Annotated in this window: 16 protein-coding genes and 1 pseudogene; 9 read left to right on the top strand and 8 right to left on the bottom strand. The window is 66.9% G+C overall.

Translation table 11 applies throughout. The features are described 5' to 3' along the window. The first annotated feature begins 71 nt into the window (after positions 1 to 71). Positions 72 to 503 carry a Cd(II)/Pb(II)-responsive transcriptional regulator gene (gene cadR, locus ACTJKF_RS18180; RefSeq protein WP_440624877.1) on the top strand — a complete coding sequence of 144 codons (432 nt, stop codon included), beginning with the start codon at positions 72 to 74 and terminating at the stop codon, positions 501 to 503. Positions 504 to 571: 68 nt separating this feature from the next. Then, complete coding sequence (locus ACTJKF_RS18175) at positions 572 to 1144, top strand: PadR family transcriptional regulator (RefSeq protein ID WP_440624875.1); 573 nt, start codon at positions 572 to 574, stop codon at positions 1142 to 1144. A 24-nt stretch (positions 1145 to 1168) separates the two neighbouring features. Here the strand turns inward: ACTJKF_RS18175 and ACTJKF_RS18170 are convergent, their stop codons facing one another. From ACTJKF_RS18170 to ACTJKF_RS18155, 4 genes are all read right to left on the bottom strand, one after another. Next, positions 1169 to 2599, bottom strand: coding sequence for an FAD-binding oxidoreductase (locus ACTJKF_RS18170; RefSeq protein ID WP_440624873.1), 1431 nt, complete (start codon positions 2597 to 2599; stop codon positions 1169 to 1171). Between the two features lie 13 nt (positions 2600 to 2612). Then, on the bottom strand, positions 2613 to 3401 hold the full coding sequence (locus tag ACTJKF_RS18165) for an ABC transporter substrate-binding protein (protein WP_440624872.1): 789 nt from the start codon (positions 3399 to 3401) through the stop codon (positions 2613 to 2615). Positions 3402 to 3514: 113 nt separating this feature from the next. Beyond that, positions 3515 to 4669, bottom strand: coding sequence for a pyridoxal phosphate-dependent aminotransferase (locus tag ACTJKF_RS18160; protein ID WP_440624870.1), 1155 nt, complete (start codon positions 4667 to 4669; stop codon positions 3515 to 3517). A 224-nt stretch (positions 4670 to 4893) separates the two neighbouring features. Continuing rightward, positions 4894 to 5562, bottom strand: a complete 669-nt coding sequence (locus ACTJKF_RS18155; RefSeq protein ID WP_440624869.1) for a TetR/AcrR family transcriptional regulator — start codon at positions 5560 to 5562, stop codon at positions 4894 to 4896. 125 nt (positions 5563 to 5687) lie between these two features. On the opposite strand from ACTJKF_RS18155, the gene ACTJKF_RS18150 reads away from it, so the two are divergent. From ACTJKF_RS18150 to ACTJKF_RS18125, 6 genes and pseudogenes are all read left to right on the top strand, one after another. Next, positions 5688 to 7340: an acyl-CoA dehydrogenase family protein gene (locus ACTJKF_RS18150; protein WP_440624903.1), complete on the top strand. Its 1653-nt coding sequence runs from the start codon at positions 5688 to 5690 to the stop codon at positions 7338 to 7340. A gap of 42 nt (positions 7341 to 7382) precedes the next feature. Beyond that, positions 7383 to 7601 (top strand): annotated as a pseudogene (locus ACTJKF_RS18145) (AMP-binding protein); the annotation flags it as partial. A 137-nt stretch (positions 7602 to 7738) separates the two neighbouring features. Further along, complete coding sequence (locus ACTJKF_RS18140) at positions 7739 to 8398, top strand: PAAR domain-containing protein (RefSeq protein WP_440624867.1); 660 nt, start codon at positions 7739 to 7741, stop codon at positions 8396 to 8398. A 10-nt stretch (positions 8399 to 8408) separates the two neighbouring features. Beyond that, positions 8409 to 8954, top strand: a complete 546-nt coding sequence (locus tag ACTJKF_RS18135) for a hypothetical protein (protein WP_440624866.1) — start codon at positions 8409 to 8411, stop codon at positions 8952 to 8954. A 4-nt stretch (positions 8955 to 8958) separates the two neighbouring features. Then, positions 8959 to 9627 carry a M35 family metallo-endopeptidase gene (locus tag ACTJKF_RS18130; protein WP_440624865.1) on the top strand — a complete coding sequence of 223 codons (669 nt, stop codon included), beginning with the start codon at positions 8959 to 8961 and terminating at the stop codon, positions 9625 to 9627. Continuing rightward, on the top strand, positions 9620 to 10030 hold the full coding sequence (locus tag ACTJKF_RS18125) for a hypothetical protein (RefSeq protein WP_440624863.1): 411 nt from the start codon (positions 9620 to 9622) through the stop codon (positions 10028 to 10030). Before ACTJKF_RS18130 ends, ACTJKF_RS18125 begins: the two co-directional genes overlap by 8 nt. Positions 10031 to 10216: 186 nt before the next feature. On the opposite strand, the gene ACTJKF_RS18120 is transcribed toward ACTJKF_RS18125, so the two are convergent. From ACTJKF_RS18120 to hemE, 4 genes are all read right to left on the bottom strand, one after another. Then, a complete protein-coding gene (locus ACTJKF_RS18120; RefSeq protein WP_440624861.1) occupies positions 10217 to 11356 on the bottom strand; it encodes a branched-chain amino acid ABC transporter substrate-binding protein in 1140 nt (379 codons plus the stop codon). An 84-nt stretch (positions 11357 to 11440) separates the two neighbouring features. Continuing rightward, positions 11441 to 15373 (bottom strand): trifunctional transcriptional regulator/proline dehydrogenase/L-glutamate gamma-semialdehyde dehydrogenase, encoded by a 3933-nt coding sequence (gene putA, locus ACTJKF_RS18115; RefSeq protein WP_440624859.1) that lies wholly within the window; start codon positions 15371 to 15373, stop codon positions 11441 to 11443. A 398-nt stretch (positions 15374 to 15771) separates the two neighbouring features. Then, entirely contained in the window at positions 15772 to 18033 is a 2262-nt protein-coding gene (locus ACTJKF_RS18110; RefSeq protein WP_440624857.1) for a primosomal protein N', read from the bottom strand. A 448-nt stretch (positions 18034 to 18481) separates the two neighbouring features. Then, positions 18482 to 19576, bottom strand: coding sequence for a uroporphyrinogen decarboxylase (hemE, locus tag ACTJKF_RS18105; protein WP_440624856.1), 1095 nt, complete (start codon positions 19574 to 19576; stop codon positions 18482 to 18484). Positions 19577 to 19726: 150 nt separating this feature from the next. Here hemE and ACTJKF_RS18100 point away from each other — a divergent pair, with 150 nt between their 5' ends. Next, positions 19727 to 20533: a transporter substrate-binding domain-containing protein gene (locus ACTJKF_RS18100; protein WP_440624854.1), complete on the top strand. Its 807-nt coding sequence runs from the start codon at positions 19727 to 19729 to the stop codon at positions 20531 to 20533. Positions 20534 to 20546: the final 13 nt, after the last annotated feature.

Here is a 20546-nt window from a genome sequence, read left to right as displayed (position 1 = left end):
TTTTATGACTTGACGGTGTAGAGTTAACACCCTGAAGCCACTACAAGGTCAACCCTTACAACGGAGAAAGCATGAAGATCGGCGAACTGGCCAAGGCGGCCCGCTGCACGCCCGAAACGATCCGCTTCTACGAGAAGGAGGGCCTGATGCCGGATGCGGAGCGCACCGATTCGAACTACCGCCACTACACCGACGTGCACGTCGAACGGCTGCGCTTCATCCGCAACTGCCGTGCGCTCGACATGGCGCACGACGAAATCCGCGCGCTGCTGCAGCTCACCGACACGCCGGCCGACCCGTGCGATTCGATCAACGCGCTGCTCGACGAACACATCGGCCACGTCGATGCCCGCCTCGCCGAACTGACGCATCTGCGCGACCAGCTCACCGAATTGCGCCGCCAGTGCGTCGGCGAACATTCGGTCGAGGACTGCGGAATCGTGCACGGCCTCACGACGATGGAAACCGTCGCACCGGCCGCGAAGCGCTCGCACCTCGGCTGAAACCCTTGTGGAATATGATAGTCCGATAGATACTAGTTATATTCTTACTAGACATATTCAAACTATTCATGGCAGCAAGCCGTCCGTCTCCGCTCGCACTCGCGGTCCTCGCGACACTCACCGAAACGCCGATGCATCCGTACGGGATGCTGCAACAGCTGAAGGCGCGCGGCTACGACGAAGTCGTCAACGTGCGGCAGCGCACGAGCCTCTACCAGACGATCGACCGACTGCTGCGCGACGGGCTGATCGCCGTGCACGACACCGAGCGTGACGGTGCGTTTCCCGAGCGCACGCTGTACACGCTGACCGAGGCCGGACATACGGCCGGCCAGGCGTGGCTGCATGCGCTGCTCGCCGAGCCCACGCGCGAATTTCCGGCGTTCGGCGCCGGCCTCGCATTTCTGCCGCTGCTCGACGCCGACGATGCGCGCCAACAGCTCGAGCGCCGCATCGCCGCGCTCGAAGCCGAACGCGAACGTCTCGAGTCACTGCGCCACGCCGCGCAGAACGATCAGGTGCCGCGCCTGTTCCTGCTGCAGAACGAGCATGCGCTCGTGCTGCTCAACGCGGAGCTCGACTGGGCGCGCAGCGTAGTCGAACACCTGAAGATCGGCGCGCTGCGCTGGGTCGACGGCTGACACACGTCACCATCGGGGCGCCGCTCAAAGCACCTTGCCGGGATTGAGCAGGCCGGCAGGATCGAGCGCAGCCTTCAGGCGCCGCATCACGCTGATTTCGGCTTCGCTGCGCGTGTGGGCGAGATAGGGGCGTTTGAGCATGCCGATGCCGTGCTCCGCCGACACCGAGCCGCCCATCTCCCGGACCACCGCGTAGACGCAGCGATCGATCGCGTCGGCGTCCGCGTCGCGCATGCCGTCGAGCGATACGCCGATATGCACGTTGCCGTCGCCGACGTGGCCGAAGAACAGGCACACGATGTCGGGCCAGAGCGCGCGCAATGCGGCTTCGCAGCGCTCGGCGAACCGGCCGAGTTCGCCCGTCGGCAGGCTCACGTCGAAGTTCACCAGATGCGGCAGCGCATCGATTGCGAGGCCTTCGCGCAATGTCCACAAGTCGCGCGCCTGGCGCTCGGACGTCGCAAGCGCAGCATCGCCGACGAGCCCCGCGTCGATCGCATCCGCGAGGCCGTTTTCCAGCGCCTCGCGCGCATCGCCACCCGGCGCACTCGTCGCGCACTCGATCAGCACCGCGAAGCCGCCGTCGCCCGCGAACGGCGCGACGACGCCGGACGTATGGCGCGCCACGTAGTCGTAAAAGGCCGGCCACATCGCTTCGAAGCTGACGATCTCGGGCAGTGCGCGCAGGCGGTTCCACACCCCGACGACGGCGTCGTAGCCGTTCACGCGACAGAGCGCAGTGGCCGGTGCGGCCAGCTTCGGATGCAGCCGCAGTACGGCGCGCGTGACGACGCCGAGCGTGCCTTCGCTGCCGATGAACAGCTGCTTCAGGTCATAGCCCGCGTTGTTCTTCAGCATCCGGTTCATCGACGACACGACGGTGCCGTCGGCGAGCACGGCCTCGAGTCCGAGCACCTGCTCGCGCATCATGCCGTAGCGGATCGCGCGCGTGCCGCCCGCGTTGGTCGCGAGCATGCCGCCGATCTGGCACGAACCGCGTGCGCCAAGATCGACACCGAACGTGAAGCCCGCCGCGTCCGCGGCCTCCTGCACCGTCTGCAGCGGCGTCCCGGCGCGCACCGTCATCGTGCCCGCCGCCGCGTCGATCGACTCGACGCCGGCGAAACGCTCCATCGACAGCACGATCTCGCCGCCCAGCGCGACCGCGCCGCGCGCGAGCCCGGTGAGGCCGCCCTGCGGCACGACCGGCTGCCCGAGCCGCGTGCACAGCGCAAGCGTGCGCGACACGTCGTCGACGCTGCGCGGCCGCACCAGCGCGCGTGGCCGTACGCCGGCCGGCTCGTTGTACGCGGTGAAATAGCGCGGATCGATCTCGGCCGCCCGCATGACCAGCGTGTCGCCCAGGGCGGCGACGAGCGCCGCCTCGAGCGCGTCGTCCGCCGGCGCCGCCGCACCGTGGCCGCCGCTCGCGGCGGCCGTATCCAGGCTCTGCATCGTGCGCGCCCGCTTACTTGGTGGAGATGTCGACGTCGCCGAAGTACTTCTGGCCGAGCGACTTCACCGTGCCGTCCGCCTTCAGCTTGTCGATCGCCGCATCGAGCTTCGTCTTCAGTGCGTCGTCACCCTTGCGCAGGCCGAACGCGATCCCGCTGCCGAGAATCCTGTCATCGCGCACCGGCTGACCGACGAACGCGAAACCCTTGCCGTCCGGACGCGACAGGAAGCCGCGCTGGCCGGCCGGCGCGAGCACCAGCGTCGCGTCGAGGCGGCCCGCCACGAGATCCGCATACGCCTGGTTCTGATCCTGATACGCGACGATCGACACGCCCGCCGGCTCCCAGTGCGCCTTGGCGTAGGTTTCCTGGATCGATGCCTGCAGCACGCCGACGCGCTTGCCCTTCAGCGATTCCGGCGTCGGCAGCAGGCCGCTGCCGGTGCGCGCGATCAGTTGCGTCGGCACGCGATAGATGATCGTCGTGAAGTCGATTGCCTGGCGCCGCTGTTCGGTCGCGTTCATCGCCGAATTGATCGCATCGAACTTGCGGCCCTTCAGCGCGGGAATCAGCCCGTCGAACGACGTCTCGACCCACTTGCACGACAGCTTCGCGGTCTGGCAAACGGCATTGCCGACGTCGATATCGAAGCCCTGCAGGTCGCCGTTCGGTGCCTTCGACTCGAACGGCGGGTATTGCGCCTCGAGGCCGAAACGCAGCGTCTGGCCGTCGGCCAATGCCGCGCCCGAGCCGAACGCACACGCGAATGCGAGCGCGAGTTTCAGGGGGTGTGCATGCTTCATTGTGATCTCCTGGCGTGTCGACCGGCGCCGTGCGTCAGCACGTGCGACGGCCCCATTCGTGGCTTTCGACGCGACCAGCGCGTCGTGTGCTTGTGTGCGGGCCGCGCCCGCGCTTACAGCGAACGCAACCGCCGCGCGCCCTCGATCAGCGTCGCGTCGTCCTTCGAAAAACTGAGCCGGATCACGCCGGCATCGGCGCCGTCGGTGTAGAACGCCGACAGCGGAATCGTCGCGACGCGCGCATCGCGGATCAGGCGCAGCACAAAGTCGCTGTCGCGCTCGTCCGAGAAGTGCCGGAAGCGCGCGAGCATGAAGAACGAGCCTTCGCTCGGCAGCAGCTCGAAGCGCGAATCGGCCAGCTCGCGCGCGAGCAGGTCGCGCTTGGCCTGGTAGAACGCCGACAGGCCGAGATAGCTTTCCGGCCGCGCGAGGATCTCCGCGAACGCGACCTGCATCGGCGTATCCGCCGAGAACACCATGAACTGGTGCACCTTGCGGATCTCGGCCATCAGTTCGGCCGGCGCGAGGCAATGGCCGACTCGCCAGCCCGTCACGTGGAACGACTTGCCGAACGACGACACGATCACGCTGCGCTCGGCCAGCGCGCGGTGACGCGCGACGCTCTGGTGCTGCGCGCCGTCGAACACCACGTGCTCGTAGACCTCGTCGGACAACACCACGATGTCGGTGTCGCGCGTGAGTTGCGCGAGCCGGTCGAGATCGTCGGCGGAGAACACGGTCGCGGTCGGGTTGTGCGGCGTGTTGACGATGATCATTCGCGTGCGCGGCGTGAGCGCCGCGGCCACTTCGTCCCAGTTCACGCGGAAATGCTCGGGCGACAGCTTGATCGCGACTGGCGTCGCGCCCTGCATCCGCACGATCGGCGCATAGCTGTCGAACGACGGCTCGAAATAGATCACTTCGTCGCCCGGATGCACGAGCGCGCTGATCGCCGCGTAGAGCCCTTCGCTCGCGCTCGCGATGACCGTGATCTCGGTGCCCGGGTCGTAGCGCGTGCCGTACAGCGTCTCCGTCTTCTCGGCGAGCCGCTCGCGCAGCGACGCGAGGCCGGCCATCGGCGCGTACTGGTTGTGGCCGCCGCGCATCGCGCGCGCGACGCCCTCGACGAGTGCCGGATCGGGCGCGAAATTCGGCGCACCCTGCGACAGGTTTAGTGCATCGTGCTGCGCGGCGAGCTGGCCGATCACCGTGAAGATCGTCGTCCCGACGTCCGGCAGTTTCGAACGGGGCGTGGTGGCACTTCGCATGACTCCTCCTCCTGATGTCCTTCGGGCCGGCCCGCGCGACGCGCGCGGCCCGTCTCATGCCGGATGATTTAGCCTGAACCAATATCGGCGGACAATCGAAAGTTCGTCATGGTGGACATGCATTTTTCTCATGGCTCGCAGCATGCAAGGCTCGGCGGAACGCTGGTATCGCCGGTCATGCATGCGAATCAGGCATTACCCGTAGACGCGCTGTGCGGCCCGCCTCACTCGCCCGCCGTCGCCAGATACGCACCTAGCGCGGCCTGCAATTCACCGCGCAATTCGGCGAAATCGAGCGCGGGCCCGAGCGTCAGCAGCGCCTGCGACACGCCGCCGTAGCAGACCGTGTGCGCCATCCGGGCGATCGCGTCGAGCCGCGCGGCCGGCGGCGGATCGGCGGCCTGCGCGAGCGCGTCGCGCCACAGCGCGACATACGCGTCGTAATGCCGGCGGTACGCGGCGAGCGGCGACACCTGCCGCTCCAGCGCGAAGAACGCGCCCCACACGGCGGCGTCGGCACCGATCGCATCGACCTGCAGATCGACGAGCGCGGCGGCGAGTTCGGCGCGCGGCATGCCGCTCAACGCGTGCGCCGCGTCGCGCAGCCGGTCGGCGAGCGCCAGCACGCGCCGGTGGATGCACAGCGCGGCGAGACTCTGCTTGTCGCCGAAGTATTCGTAGAAGGTGCCGATGCTCACGCCGGCGACGGCCGCGATCTCGCGGATCGTCGCCTTCGCGTAGCCGCGCTCGAGCAAAAGCTGAACGAACGCCTGCTGGAGCGCCTCCGACGTGGCCTGCGCACGCGACTGGCGCGGCCGGCGGCGCAACGCGGGCGCGGGTTGCGCCGCCGGCTGGCCGGGCGGCGCCGGAACCTGAACATGGCGCGGCGGCATATTTGCTACTCTGAAATTCAGCGGAAACACGTTTGACCGGGAGCCGGCACGCGCACGCCGGCAGCGCGGCACCCGACAGGCCGATGGATCGACCGACCGCGACGCACGAGACCGGAGACAACCCGATGACCGAAGCGACCCATGCCGTCACGAACCAGTTCGACGAACTGGTCGACTATAACCTCTTCGCCACCGACGCCGCGCTGCGCGAAGCGCTCGCGCGCGCGGGCGCCGGCTGGGCCGTGCCGCAGCTCGACGCATACGGCGCGCGGCTCGGCAGCGCCGACACCGCACGGCTTGCCGACGAAGCGAACCGCTACACGCCGGAGCTGAACGCATTCGACCGGCGCGGCCGGCGCATCGACCGCGTCGCGTTCCATCCGGCCTGGCACGCGCTGCTCGGGATGTATCGCCACGAAGGCTTCGTGTCGCTCGCGTTCCGCGAGTCGCGCCCCGGCCGCTGGGCGGCGGCCGCGGCCGGCTTCTACCTGCACGGCCAGATCGAGGCCGGCACGCTGTGCCCGGCGACGATGACGCAGGCCGCGATTCCGGTGCTGCAGAAGGAACCGGCGCTGTGGGGCCTGCTGCGCGACAAGCTGTACAGCGACGACTACGATCCGCGCGATGTGCCCGTCGCCGACAAGCGCTCGATCTGGTTCGGCATGGGCATGACCGAGAAACAGGGCGGCTCCGACGTGCGCGCGAACACGACGCTCGCGACCGCGGTCGGCGCGGGCGGGCGCGGCGGCGAATACCGGCTGCGCGGCCACAAGTGGTTCTTCTCCGCGCCGATGTGCGACGCGCACCTGGTCGTCGCGCGCACCGACGCCGGCAGCCCGTCGTGCTTCTACGTGCCGCGCTGGCGGCCGGACGGCACGAAGAATGCGGTCGAAATCCAGCGGCTGAAGAACAAGGTCGGCAACCGCAGCAATTCGAGCAGCGAAATCGAGCTGAACGATGCGTGGGGGATCATGCTCGGCGACGAAGGCCGCGGGATTCCGACCATCATCGAGATGGCCACCCATACGCGGCTGAGCTGCGTGCTCGGCAGTGCGGCGATGCTGCGCCAGGGCGTCGTGCAGGCGATCGCGTACACGCGCCAGCGTCACGCGTTCGGCCGCGCGCTCGCCGAGCAGCCGCTGATGCGCACCGTGCTCGCCGATCTCGCGCTCGAGAGCGAAGCCGCGCTCGTGCTCGCGATGCGCGTGGCCGACGCGTTCGAACGCGACGACTCGCCGCGCGAGCGCGCGTGGAAGCGGATCGTCACGCCCGCCGCGAAATTCTGGGTCTGCAAGCGCGCGGTCGAATTGACCGGCGAGGTGATGGAGGTGTTCGGCGGCAACGGCTACGTCGACGACGGCCCGATCGCGCGGCTGTTCCGCGAAGCGCCGGTCAACTCGATCTGGGAAGGCTCCGGCAACGTGATGTGCATCGACGTGCTGCGCGCCGTGTCGCGCGAGCCCGACGCGGCCGCCGCGCTGTTCGCCGAACTGGCCGACCTCGGTGCGGGCGAACCGCGCATCCGCGCGGCGCTCGACACGCTGCGCGCGATGCTCGCGGCGCCGGCCGACACGCTCGAGGCGTCCGGCCGCGTGTTCGCGCAGCGGCTCGCGCTCGTCGCGCAGGCGTGCCTGCTGCGCCGCGATGCGCCGGCGGCCGTCGCCGATGCGTTCATCGCGACACGACTCGCCGCACCCGATTGGGGCCGCATCGTGGGCGGCTTCGATCCGCACGCGCTCGACATCGGCGCACTGCTGCAGCGCGCGTACCCGGCCTGACGCCGGTCCGCCGCCCCGCCACGTCCGCCACCCGGAGCCGCCATGAACCTCGTCGCCGCCCTCGACCGCGCCGCCCGCGCGACGCCCGACAAGCCGTTCCTGATCCACGGCGACACGCCGATCACCTACGCTCAGGCACGCGATCGCTCGCACCGCGCGGCGGCCGTGTTGAGCGCGCTCGGCGTCGCGGCCGGCGACCGGGTCGCCGCGATGTGCCTGAACACGCCCGCGTTCGTCGACCTGATGTTCGGCGCATGGCGGCGGCCAATGCAGCAAGCAGAACGGAATAAGTAACAGAAGTTAACGGTACTAAATCATATTCGTCCGATTGATCGACGTTTCTTGTCTGGAATAGCGTCTCTAGGCAGCCATTCCATTTATCGAGACAGGGAAGCCGGATGAAAAACGAACTCAAAGTACCGACCCATCTTTTCGCCACCGTTGGCGCGCTCACGGAACGCGGCGGACGTATCACCACCGCAACCAGCGGCCTGACCTTGGCTGGATTGGAAGTCGCCTGCGTCGGCGATGTAGTGACCTATGACGACGGCAGCGAGGCCGCGATTATCGACGGCGCGGGAAACAACCATAGCGGAGGCAAGCCATTCGCATTGGTGGGCAGCCGGTTGAGCAACGGCGACCGCATTACCGAAACGCTGCGCAGTTCATGGGGCATTCACGTGGGGGATGGGCAACGCGTTGCGGGTCTGTTCGATCCGACCTATGTGCCGCCGCTCGCGCCGCCCGCCTACAGACTGGCGGTACGTGGCGCGACAACAGCGCGCGGCGGTGTATTGCGCGAGCCTTCCGGCACGTGGGAAGTAGCGCCGCACTTGGGAAAGGCTGCCACGATGGGCGACCTGATCCACTATCCGGACGGTTCAACCGCGCGCGTGACGAGCGGTCTGGGTTTGGCCGACGGGCCTGACTTCGCGCCGCTCGCATTCGTTGGCAGCGAACTCGATAACGGCGACACGATCACCGATAGCCCCGAGCGACAAGGCGTAGCGTCGTCCGTTGTATTTAGCGTCGTCACCCGCTCGTCCAGGCCCCACTGAGGTAGCGCCCATGATCCGCTACTTTCTTGCCAAAGGCGACTGCGCCGGGGAAGCGGTGATTGTCGAAGGCCTCGACACCGTGACCTGTTCGGATCCGCCGCCGAGGGTTCATATCGCCACGCTCGACATGAAGACCTACTGTACGGCCTGCAAGCGTGAAGGGTACATCGCACCGCAAGGGCCACGCTGGCCCGGTACCGGCCCGAACGGCAAACAGTGGGCATTGAGCGGGGATATCAATGTCTGCGGATGCAACCCGCCGCCGATCTTCTACGCTGAGCGCGGCATGCGGATGATTTTTACTGCAGGAGAGACTGCGGCGCTGAATGGGCGCAAATCTGATGCAGCCGAGCGGTCATTTGCTCGATCGGCTGCCGTACACGACGAGCAATTCACCTTGCTCGATGACTCCCGCCGCCCGCTCGCGAACATCCGCTACCGAATCGTTACCGACACTGGCCAGATTTTCACGGGCACCACGGACACGGCCGGGCAAACACATCGGATCGCCACCGACGTCTCGGCAACTCTGAAAATCTATACGATGGAACATTGAAGCAATGAAAAATTTTGATGTGAATGACGGCGGAGAATGGTTCCTCGTACACTCAGGTGCCGTCACCAACACCAATCCCGGGTCGATGGTAGAAGTAACAATCAATACCGAAAAAATATGCCACAACATGACAAACAAGGAATTCCGTGAAATGGTATTGAGTAAGCGCGACCGAGCCGTTTCTCTCATCGACACAAGAATCGAGGATTTGCAGCGCTGGTCCAACGCTGACAAGGCACGCGTATTACAGTGGTTCGGCAGAACCGATGAAGGCACCCGCATATCGCTATTGACAGGCCTGACTGCAATCGCTCGAGTACTAAAGGCACTCACCGGTTCCAATTTCACGCGATGGGATAGCGAGCGATTCAAACATATTGGATGCGTTCCAAATTCGAACAAATCGGGAGTCGCGGCATCAGTGTGTTCGCCGGATACCGTAACTCATACGATTGCAATACATCCCGATTTTTGTACAATGCGAGACTTCTCATGGGAGAAAGATTCCATGGTTTCCACTCTGATTCATGAGGCGAGTCATTTCGACGACACAATGGGAACCAAGGATCACAGATACTTCATGGAGGAGTGTTTGGCGTTTGGAGCCGAAAATCCGAATCAAGCAATCAACAATGCCGACAGTATTGCCGGATACGTCATCTACAATGCTTAAGTTTATTCTTGGCCTGAGTCTTCTCACCTCCAATCCGGTATTCGCATGCATCGCCAGCGAGAACTTCGACGTCTACTTTTCGAGAGATAGCTCGCACATATCGAATTCGGAGATCGTCCGCATTGCAAAATGGGTAGCCGACCAAAAACTCGATTATGCAAATCATCTAACCAAAGAAACGACGCTGATCAGCGGCCATGCCGAGGAAAGTGAACCGGGAGCACTGGCCCTTGCGCAATCGAGATTGCAAACCGCGTATGCGCTGTTGGAGGAACTAGGTTTTTTACGCGGGACCATCAAGAAGAGCGCTCGCGTCTATTCGCATGGCGACGTGGACAATGGGCGACGTGTGGAAATTTCCTTCCTGCCCGATTGCCCTAACAAGTGCTGCGACGGCAAGTAACGTCATACTGCCGCCGATCACGGCGATGCGGTGGCACATACGCATGCGGCGCCCCCCTGCACTACTGCCGGCTGCGTACCCCCAAAGAAAAAGCCACCGGCCCCGACGGGACTGGTGGCTTTTCCGCACGAGGCGCGAGACGGCAACGTTCTGCCGCCGCCCGCTCCCCACGTCAAGACTGACTGCTTACTTCCCGCCGATGCTCTTCAGCGGCTTCCACTCGCCCTTCTCGACCTTGTACATCGTGATGCCGCCGTTCTTCAGGTCGCCCTTCGCGTCGTACGCGACGTGCGTCGACGTCACGCCGGCCATGTCGGTCTTCGCGAGCACCGGCAGGTACTTCGCCGGATCGGTCGAATCGGCCTTCTTCATCGCGTTCATCATCGCCATCGCGCCGTCGTACGAGTACGGCGAGTAGGTCTGCACGTCTTCGCCGAAGCGCTTCTTGTACTTCTCGGCGTACGTCTTGCCGCCCGGCATTTCGTCGAGCGGGAGGCCTGCCAGCGACGCGATCGTGCCGTCGGCCGCGTTGCCCGCGATCTTCAGGAACGTCGGCGTCTTCACCATTTCGCCGCTCATCAGCGGTGCGGTGATGCCGAGCGTCTTCATCTGCTTGACCATCGGCGCTGCCTGCGAATCCGCGCCGCCGTAGTAGACGAGGTCCGGCTTCGTCGCCTTGATCTTGGTCAGGATCGCCTTGAAGTCGACCGCCTTGTCGTTCGTGAATTCACGGTCGACGATCGTCGCGCCGCCGGCCTTCGCGGCCTTCTCGAACTGGTCGGCGAGACCCTGGCCGTAGGCCGTGCGGTCGTCGACGATCGCGATCTTCTTCATGCCGAGATCCTTCGACGCGAAGGTGCCCGCTACCGAGCCCTGCTGCGTGTCGGACGTCATCATGCGGAAGGTCGTCTTGTAACCCTGCTGCGTGTATTCCGGTGCCGTCGCCATCGCGATTTCCGGAATGCCGGCGTTCGCATAGATGCGCGATGCCGGAATCGTCGTGCCCGAGTTGAAGTGGCCGAGCATGCCCTTGATGCCGTCGTCGACGAGCTTCTGTGCCACCGTCGTGCCGGTGCGCGGGTCAGCCTGGTCGTCCTGCGTCTCGAGCACGAACTTCACCGGCTTGCCGCCAATCTTCGGGTTCGTCGCGTTGAAGTCTTCCAGCGCGAGCACGATCCCGTTCTGCATATCCTTGCCGTAGTGCGCCTGGGCGCCCGTCATCGGCCCTGCGTAACCGATCTTCACGTCGTCCGCATGGGCCGTCCCCGCCAGCGACATGACAGCGACGAACGTCGCGCCTGCCAGCTTTTTCATCGTGTGTTGCATAGCATCTCCTTGGTACCAGGGTAAATGGAGCGGCTTCGGGATCGCCATGCCGCTTCCTTTGTTTGATCCGAACGGCAAGGATGGTCAGCCGATCGTCATCAAATTCGCATTGCCGCCCGCCGCGGCCGTGTTCACGCTGACCGAGCGCTCGGTCAGGAGCCGCTCGAGCGCGTAGTCTTCCGTATCGCCGTTCTCGAACGCGCCCGCCGACACGCCCTGCACCGACACGATCGGGCCCGGCCGCTGCGCGACCTCCTTCACGAGCGTCTGCAATTCGTCGCTGTCGCCTTCGAACAGCACCGCGTCGAACGGCGCGTCGGCCTGCTTGCGCACGGCCGCATGCGTCTTCAACGCAGCCGGCAGCGCGGCCACCAGCGCCTCGCCCGCCGCACCGGCGAACAATGCGCGGTTGCCCGTCGCCAGCACTGCCGCGAACTGCGCGCGCGCACCGCCCGGCGTCGCGGCGACGCACAGCACCGTGCCGCGCGGGCCGAGTGTATACGTGTTTCGCTCGCCCGTCGGGCCGGTCAGTACCGCCGTCGCGCCGGCCGGCACCTGTGCCAGATAGCCGTCGCAACGGGCCGCCAGCGCCGGTTCGCGCTGCTCGATCAGCCAGTCGCGCAGCGCGGTGAGCGCCGCCGCCGGATTGCCGCGCGCGTCGCCTTCGACCGCGCCGTCCGCGATCAGCGTCTGCGCGAGCGAACGCGGCAGGCCCGACGGACGCGTCGCGAGCAGGCGCTGCAGGTACAGCGCGCCGCCGGCCTTCGGGCCCGTGCCCGACAGCCCTTCGCCGCCGAACGGCTGCACGCCGACCACCGCGCCGATCACGTTGCGGTTCACGTAAATGTTGCCGACGTGCGCGTTCGAGATCACGTGCGCGATCGTCTCGTCGATCCGCGTGTGGATGCCGAGCGTCAGGCCGTAACCCGTCGCGCGGATCTGCTCGAGCAGCTTGTCGAGCTGGTTGCGGCGATAGCGCACCACGTGCAGCACCGGGCCGAACACTTCACGCTTGAGCTCGTCGATGCTGCCGATCTCGATCAGCGTCGGCGGCACGAACGTGCCGTGCGCGCAGGCTTCCGGCGACGACAGCTGCGTGACCGTGTGGCCCTTGTCCTTCATCGTCGCGACGTGCGTGTCGATCGTCAGCTTCGCTTCGCCGTCGATCACCGGGCCGACGTCGGTCGACAGCCGGTCCGGGTTGCCGAGCGCCAGCTCGTGCATCGCGCCCTTCAGCATCGTCAGCGTGCGGTCCGCGACATCGTCCTGCAGACACAGAACGCGCAGCGCCGAACACCGTTGACCGGCCGAGTCGAACGACGACTGCATCACGTCCGCGACGACCTGCTCCGCGAGCGCCGACGAGTCGACGATCATCGCGTTCTGGCCGCCGGTTTCGGCGATCAGCGGAATCGGCTTGCCGTCCGGGTCGAGGCGCGCGGACAGCGTCTTGTTGATCAGGCGCGCGACTTCGGTCGAGCCGGTGAACATCACCGCGCGCGTGCGCGCATCGGCGACCAGCGCGGCGCCGACCGTCTCGCCCGTGCCCGGCAGCAGTTGCACCGCGCCGGCCGGCACACCGGCCTCGCGCAGCAGGCGCACGGCTTGCGCGGCGATCAGCGGCGTCTGTTCGGCCGGCTTCGCGAGCACCGTGTTGCCGGCCGCGAGCGCGGCGGCGACCTGCCCCATGAAGATCGCGAGCGGGAAGTTCCACGGGCTGATACAGACCACCGGGCCGAGCGGGCGATGCGTGTCGTTCGAGAACTCGTCGCGGATCTGCGCCGCGTAGTAGCGCAGGAAGTCGACCGCTTCGCGGATTTCGGCGATCGCGTTCGGCAGCGACTTGCCGGCTTCGCGCACGATCAGGCCCATCAGCGTGTGCATCTGTGCTTCGAGCAGGTCGGCCGCGCGCACCAGGCAGTCGGCACGCGCATCGACCGGCGTCGCCTGCCAGATCGGCGCGGCGGCGACCGCGTGCGCGAGCGCCGCGCTCACGTGCTCGGCCGTCGCTTCGCTGACCGTGCCGACGATGTCGCGCTGATCGGCCGGGTTGCGCACGTCGCGTGCCGGTGCGTCGGCGAGCGCATCGTCGGCGAGCATCGGCGCCGCGCGCCACGGATGGTGCGCGCTCGCGAGCAGCGCGGACGACAGCGACGCGAGACGGTGTTCGTTCGACAGGTCGAGGCCCATCGAGTTGGGTCGCTCGTCGCCGTACAGGTTGCGCGGCAGCGGGATCTTCGTGTGCGGCGCGCCGAGCGGCACGACCTTCGACGCCTCGTCGACCGGATCGGCGACCAGTTCCTTCACCGGCACGGTTTTATCGGCGATGCGGTTCACGAACGACGTGTTCGCGCCATTCTCCAGCAGGCGGCGCACGAGATACGCAAGCAGCGTTTCGTGCGTGCCGACCGGTGCGTACACGCGGCACGGCCGGTTCAGCTTGTCGCGGCCCGTGACTTCCTCGTACAGCGGTTCGCCCATCCCGTGCAGGCACTGGAATTCGTACTGGCCCGGGTAGTAGTTCTGGCCGGCCAGGTGATAGATCGCGGCCAGCGTGTACGCGTTGTGCGTCGCGAACTGCGGGTAGACGGCGTCGGGCGCCGCGAGCAGCTTCTTCGCGCACGCGAGATACGACACGTCCGTATAGATCTTGCGCGTGTAGACCGGATAGCCTTCGAGGCCGTCGACCTGCGCACGCTTGATCTCGGTGTCCCAGTACGCGCCCTTGACCAGACGGATCATCAGGCGGTGACGGCTGCGACGCGCGAGGTCGATCAGGTAGTCGATCACGAACGGGCAGCGCTTCTGGTAGCCCTGCACGACGAAACCGATGCCGTTCCAGCCCGCAAGATCCGGATCGAAGCACAGCGCCTCGAGCAGGTCGAGCGACAGTTCGAGACGGTCGGCTTCTTCCGCGTCGATGTTCAGGCCGATGTCGTAGCGGCGTGCGAGCAGCGCGAGCGCGCGCACGCGCGGCAGCAGCTCGCTCATCGTGCGGTCCTGCTGCGAGCGCGAGTAGCGCGCGTGCAGCGCCGACAGCTTGATCGAGATGCCCGGGCCTTCATAGATGCCGCGGCCGCCGGCCGCCTTGCCGATCGCGTGGATCGCCTGCTCGTACGACGCGTAGTAGCGCTGCGCGTCCTCTTCGGTCGTCGCCGCTTCGCCGAGCATGTCGTACGAGTAGCGGAAGCCGCGCGCTTCGTACTTGCGGCTGTTCGCCAGCGCTTCGGAAATCGTCTCGCCGGTGACGAACTGCTCGCCCATCAGGCGCATCGCCATGTCGACGCCCTTGCGGATCAGCGGCTCGCCGCCGCGGCCGATCAGGCGCGTGAGCGCCGACGACAGGCCCGCTTCGCTATTGGTCGTCACGAGCTTGCCGGTGATCATCAGCCCCCAGGTCGCCGCGTTCACGAACAGCGACGGCGCGTGGCCGACGTGCGAACGCCAGTCGCCCTTGCTGATCTTGTCGCGAATCAGCGCATCGCGGGTCGCGCGATCGGGAATGCGCAGCAGCGCCTCGGCCAGGCACATCAGCGCGACGCCTTCCTGGCTCGACAGCGAGAACTCGTGGATCAGCCCTTCGACGCCACCGCCCGAGCTCTTCTCGCGCAGCGCTTCGACGAGCGTCGTCGCGAGCGTCTGCACGTCGGCCTGCAGGGCCGCCGGCACACGCGCCTGGCCCAGCAGGAACGGCACGCATTCCGGCTCGGGGCGGCGATACGCGGCGGTGATCGCCGCGCGCAGCACCGATTGCGGCTGCACGTTCTGCGCGAATTCGAGGAACGGATGCGGCGAGTTGTCGTCGTCGCCGTCCGGCGTCTGGCCGTCGGCAAGCTCCGTCACGCCGCTGTTGCCCGACAGCTCGGGCGGCAACTGGCCGTGCTCGATCCGCTCGAGATACGCGAAGATCGCCTGCTTGATCAGCCAGTGGGGAGTGCGCTCGAGACGCGCCGCCGCGTCTTTCAGGCGCGAGCGGAGAAGGTCATCGACTTTGACGCCGAGAGTCGTGCTTGCCATGGTGGGTTCGTGCGCCGGTGCGAGCCCGGCAATGTGGTGTGAGAGGATGCGCGAAATCCTACGGCACGCAATAAAAAGGTGCAACCAAATTGCGAGATTGGTTGCACCCATAAGTTAGTCAATATAATCAGCCACTTAGATGGTTGCAACCTAGGGGTTGCCCGTGGTCGGCGGATCGGTGTTTTCCCTGATCGGACCGGTTTGACGCGCGCGGGCAACCCGCGACGCGACGCGTGAAAGGGAAAAACGGGTTGCACTGGGCGTGCGGGCGCGTGCCGCAAACCGGTATGGAGCGGGTCCGCGGCGCGATCGCGTCCGGCCCGGTGCTCGGCTACGGTGGCGATGCCGGCTGCATCGGCCACCGGCGCGCCGCGCGGCAACCGCCGTCGTGGCGCGCATCAGATATCCAGCGGATCGACCTCGAGGCTCCAGCGCAGCACGCCCTTCAGCGCGCGCAGCTCCGGCTGCCAGGCGCGCAGCGCATGCTGCAGCGCGGCCCGCGACGCGCTTTCGAGCAGCAGTTGCGCGCGGTGGACGTTCGCGACCTTCACGATCGTCATCGGCACCGCGTCGTAGACGGTCACGCGATCGGCACCCGGCAGCCCCGGCAACACGGCCGCGGCCTGCAGCAGGAACGCGAGCGCGGCGTCGATCGTACGCCCCTCGGCGCGCAGCAGCGCCTGATAGACAAACGGCGGCAGGTGCGCGTCGCGGCGCTCGCCGAGCGTCGAATTCGCGAAGCCGACGTAATCCTGCCGGCCGAGCGCGTGGTACAGCGCGTGACGCGGATAACGCGTCTGCACGAGCACCTCGCCCGGCAGCCCGGCGCGCCCGGCGCGCCCGCTCACCTGCATCAGCTGCGCGAACAGCCGCTCGCTCGCGCGGAAGTCGTGCGAGAACAACGCGGTGTCGGCGTTGAGCACACCGACGAGCGACACGCGCTGGAAGTCGTGCCCCTTCGCGATCATCTGCGTGCCGACCAGGATGTCGACTTCGCCCGCATGCACGTCCGAGAACAGCGCCTGCGCACTCCCTTTGCGCCGCGTGCTGTCCGCGTCGATCCGCAGGATTCGCGCCCCCGGCACGGCCTCGGCGAGCGCCTCCTCGATGCGCTGGGTGCCCCGCCCGAGCGGCGCGATATCGACGTTCCCGCAATCCGGGCATGAGCGCGGAATCCGCGCTTCCCAGCCGCAGTGATGGCAACGCAGCGCATGCTCGGGCTTGTGCAGCACGACATACGCGCTGCAGCGCGGGCAGCCGGCGACCCAGCCGCATGCGTCGCACGCGAGCTGCGGTGCATAGCCGCGCCGGTTCAGGAACACGAGGCTCTGTTCGCCGCGCTCGAGCCGCGCCTTCAGCGCCGCGACGAGCGGCCCCGACAGCCCGCCCATCGACGCGCGCCCGCGCCGCCGCTCTTCTTCGAGATCGATCAGCCGTACGGTCGGCAGCGTCGCGTCGGCCACTGCGCGGCGCGACAGCGTGAGCCGCGTGTAGCGGCCTTGCTCGGCCTGCCACCAGCTCTCGAGCGACGGCGTCGCCGAACCGAGCACGACCGGAATGCCGAGATGCTTCGCACGCCACACCGCGAGGTCGCGCGCCGAATAGCGCAATCCTTCCTGCTGTTTGTACGCGGGCTCGTGTTCCTCGTCGACGACGATCAGCGCAAGCGTCGGCAACGACGCGAGCACCGCGAGCCGCGTGCCGAGCACGATCCGCGCCCGGCCCGTATGTGCGGCGAGCCAGTTGCGCGCCCGCTCGCCCTCGGCCAGCCCGCTGTGCAGCGTGACGATCGCGTCGTCGGCGAGCGTGCCCGCGAAGCGCGCGCGAAAGGCGGCCTCGAACTGCGGCGTCAGGTTGATTTCGGGCACGAGCACGAGCGCCTGCGCGTCGGGCCGCGCATCGAGCAGCGCCGCGAGCGCATGCAGATAGACCTCGGTCTTGCCGCTGCCCGTCACGCCATGCAGCAGGAACGGCGCGAAACCCTGTGCGGCGCGAATCGCGTCGAGCGCCTCGGCCTGCTGGTCGGTGAGCGCCGGCGGCACAGCTCGTCCACCGGTTGTCGACAGGTTATCCACAGCTTTGGGCACAGGCGCATCGGCCCAGCCGATTTCCTCGATGGCGACCCAACCGCGCGCAGCCCAGTCGTCGAGCGTGGCGACGGCCTTCGGATGGCGCGCACGCGCGTCGGGCAAGGTCAGCGAATCGGTGTCGGCGAGCGCCTGCGCGAGCCGCCGCAGCGCGGCCCCGCGCGCGGGCAGGGCATCGGGCAGCGCCGCGCGGCCGGCTTCGCTCAGCCGATAGCGCACCTCGGGCGCGAGCAGCCGTCCCCAGCGTTCTGCGTCGCGCAGCGCCTGCGGCAGCGCCGGCAGCGCGACCTCGCCGCGGCCGCGCTGGTAGTAGTCGGCCGCGAACGACACGAGCGCGAGCCAGTCCGGCGCTAGCGGCGGCAGCTCGGTGCAGATGGCGTCGATCGCCCGCAGCCGGGACGGCGGGACGTCGGTGTGAGTCGTTACTTCACAGACGAGGCCGACCACCTGCCGCTTGCCGAACGGCACCTGGACCAAGGTGCCGGGCTCGGGTGCCGGCTGGACGTTGCAGCGGTAGTCGAACAGGGTGGCGAGCGGATGGTCGAGCGCGACCCGCAGATAGGTGCCGTCCATCACCGCGCTCCCGCGGCGGCACAGGCCGTGCGGACGGCTTGCATCCGCGATCGCATCAAGGTGGCGAACTTAAAGTAAAACTTCAGATTCGGCGCTAAGTTTTGGATTCGCATTAGGAATCGCCGTATACCCTGACCAGCCTGTGGATAACTTTGTTGAGAACTCGCCGTTCAACAGCCGCGAAGCGCGCGGGGCCGTGCTTTCCGCTGATTTTGGCCGCCCTCTGCGGTGCCCCGCGGAGCCTTATTCCATAAGGCTGCTATTCAAATTCCCCAACCATAGCGAGACAATTTGACCGATACAGGGCTCTACCGCGCTGCAACGTGGGAAATGTGTATAAGTCAAGTCTTGACAAGCCATGAATCGGTAACCGGTGCGGGGTTGCGCCCTGTTTAGTGTCGGCAACGAAACGTTGTCATCCCGCAGTGCAGCATGACAGCGCTTGCGCTCAGAGCGCCGCTCCGCTACGGATCTTGCGGCTGTGAGCATGCACTTCGTCGACGAGTTCGGCGACATGGTCGGGCGACGTGAACTGCGAGATGCCGTGACCGAGGTTGAACACGTGGCCCGGATGGTTGCCGTAACTGTCGAGTACCGCGCGTGCCTGCTCGCGCACCGCCGCCGGCGGCGCAAACAGGATCGTCGGGTCGAGGTTGCCCTGCAGCGCGACGCGCCCCGCGACGCGCTCGCGCGCGGCGCCGAGGTTGACCGTCCAGTCGAGCCCGACCGCGTCGACGCCGGTCGCCGCGATTTCCTCGAGCCACAGCCCGCCGCCCTTCGTGAACGTGATCACCGGCACGCGCTCGCCGTCATGCTCGCGCTTGAGCTGCGCGACCACGCGGCGGATGTAGTCGAGCGAGAAGCGCTGGTACGCGCCGTCCGCCAGCGCGCCGCCCCACGTATCGAAGATCATCACGGCCTGCGCACCGGCTTCGATCTGTGCGTTCAGGTACGCGGCCACGGCCTGCGCGTTCACGTCGAGGATCCGGTGCATCAGGTCGGGACGCGAATACGCCATCGACTTCACCGTGCGGAAATCGTCCGATCCGCCGCCTTCGACCATGTAGCACGCGAGCGTCCACGGGCTGCCCGAGAAGCCGATCAGCGGCACGCGCTGACGGCCCTGGCCGTCGGTCAGCGCGCGGCGGATCTCGCGCACGGCGCCCGTCACGTAGCCGAGCGTCTCCTCGATGTCCGGCACCGCGAGCTTCGCGACGTCGGCCTCGGTGCGCACCGGATGCGCGAACTTCGGCCCTTCGCCAACCTGGAAGTCGAGGCCGAGGCCCATCGCGTCGGGAATCGTCAGGATGTCCGAGAACAGGATCGCGGCGTCGAGCGGGAAACGCTCGAGCGGCTGCAGCGTCACCTCGGTCGCGTAGTCGGGATTCTTCGCGAGGCCGAGGAAGCTTCCGGCGCGCGCGCGCGTCGCGTTGTATTCGGGCAGGTAGCGGCCGGCCTGGCGCATCAGCCAGATCGGCGTGTATTCGGTCGGCTCGCGCAGAAGCGCACGCAGGAAGGTGTCGTTGAGCAGGTTATGGGCCACGGTATGAGCGACGATGCGAAGGCAAAGCGGCATTTTACCGGAGCGGGGCCGCACGGCTGCGTATGCCGATGCGATGGCGGCCATATGACGCGCGCGATGGCTCCGTTATGATCGGACGCTGATACCGAAACCGAACGACGGAGGAGACCGATGAAGATATCCGCCACATTGGCCACGCTCACCGCTGCCCTGCTGTTTTGCTGCGCCGCCGCGCACGCACAGGGCACGACCGCACCCGCGACCGCCGCTGCCGCCGGCTCGCGGCTCGACGACGTGCTCGCGCGCGGCACGCTGCGCGTGTGCACGACGGGCGACTACAAGCCGTATTCGTACTACCGGACGGACGGCCGCTTCGAGGGCATCGACATCGACATGGCCGACTCGCTCGCGAAAGCGCTCGGCGTGAAGGCCGACTTCGTGAAGACGAGCTGGTCGAACCTCACCAACGACTTCGTCGCGAAATGCGACATCGCGGTGGGTGGCGTGTCGACGACGCTCGAGCGCCAGAAGCGCGTGTTCTTCACGCAGCCGTACGTGGTCGACGGCAAGACGCCGATCGTGCGCTGCGCGGATGCCGACAAATACCAGACCGTCGCGCAGATCGACCGGCCCGAGACCCGCGTGATCGTGAACCCGGGCGGCACCAACGAGCGCTTCGCGAAGCAGTTCTTCACGCACGCGAAGCTGACCGTCTATCCCGACAACGTGACGATCTTCAAGCAGATCCTCGCGGGCAAGGCCGACGTGATGGTGACGGATGCGTCCGAGACGCAGCTGCAGCAAAAACTGAATCCGGGCCTGTGCTCCGTGCATCCGGACAAGCCGTTCCAGTTCGGCGAAAAGGCCTACATGGTGCCGCGTGGCGACGTCGTGTTCCAGCAGTACGTCGACCAGTGGCTGCACCTCGCGCTGTCGACCGGCGAATATCAGGCCATTTCCGACAAGTGGCTGAAGTAAGCGCCACCGCGTG

The organism is Burkholderia sp. 22313 (assembly GCF_052045245.1).
GTDB lineage: Bacteria > Pseudomonadota > Gammaproteobacteria > Burkholderiales > Burkholderiaceae > Burkholderia.
This window is presented reverse-complemented; position numbering and strand designations above follow the sequence as displayed.

Coding starts and splice junctions, on each gene's coding strand:
- cadR (WP_440624877.1), top strand. CDS start 72: ATGAAGATCGGCGAACTGGCCAAGGCGGCCCGCTGCACGCCCGAAACG.
- ACTJKF_RS18175 (WP_440624875.1), top strand. CDS start 572: ATGGCAGCAAGCCGTCCGTCTCCGCTCGCACTCGCGGTCCTCGCGACA.
- ACTJKF_RS18170 (WP_440624873.1), bottom strand. CDS start 2,599: ATGCAGAGCCTGGATACGGCCGCCGCGAGCGGCGGCCACGGTGCGGCG.
- ACTJKF_RS18165 (WP_440624872.1), bottom strand. CDS start 3,401: ATGAAGCATGCACACCCCCTGAAACTCGCGCTCGCATTCGCGTGTGCG.
- ACTJKF_RS18160 (WP_440624870.1), bottom strand. CDS start 4,669: ATGCGAAGTGCCACCACGCCCCGTTCGAAACTGCCGGACGTCGGGACG.
- ACTJKF_RS18155 (WP_440624869.1), bottom strand. CDS start 5,562: ATGCCGCCGCGCCATGTTCAGGTTCCGGCGCCGCCCGGCCAGCCGGCG.
- ACTJKF_RS18150 (WP_440624903.1), top strand. CDS start 5,688: ATGACCGAAGCGACCCATGCCGTCACGAACCAGTTCGACGAACTGGTC.
- ACTJKF_RS18140 (WP_440624867.1), top strand. CDS start 7,739: ATGAAAAACGAACTCAAAGTACCGACCCATCTTTTCGCCACCGTTGGC.
- ACTJKF_RS18135 (WP_440624866.1), top strand. CDS start 8,409: ATGATCCGCTACTTTCTTGCCAAAGGCGACTGCGCCGGGGAAGCGGTG.
- ACTJKF_RS18130 (WP_440624865.1), top strand. CDS start 8,959: ATGAAAAATTTTGATGTGAATGACGGCGGAGAATGGTTCCTCGTACAC.
- ACTJKF_RS18125 (WP_440624863.1), top strand. CDS start 9,620: ATGCTTAAGTTTATTCTTGGCCTGAGTCTTCTCACCTCCAATCCGGTA.
- ACTJKF_RS18120 (WP_440624861.1), bottom strand. CDS start 11,356: ATGCAACACACGATGAAAAAGCTGGCAGGCGCGACGTTCGTCGCTGTC.
- putA (WP_440624859.1), bottom strand. CDS start 15,373: ATGGCAAGCACGACTCTCGGCGTCAAAGTCGATGACCTTCTCCGCTCG.
- ACTJKF_RS18110 (WP_440624857.1), bottom strand. CDS start 18,033: ATGGACGGCACCTATCTGCGGGTCGCGCTCGACCATCCGCTCGCCACC.
- ACTJKF_RS18100 (WP_440624854.1), top strand. CDS start 19,727: ATGAAGATATCCGCCACATTGGCCACGCTCACCGCTGCCCTGCTGTTT.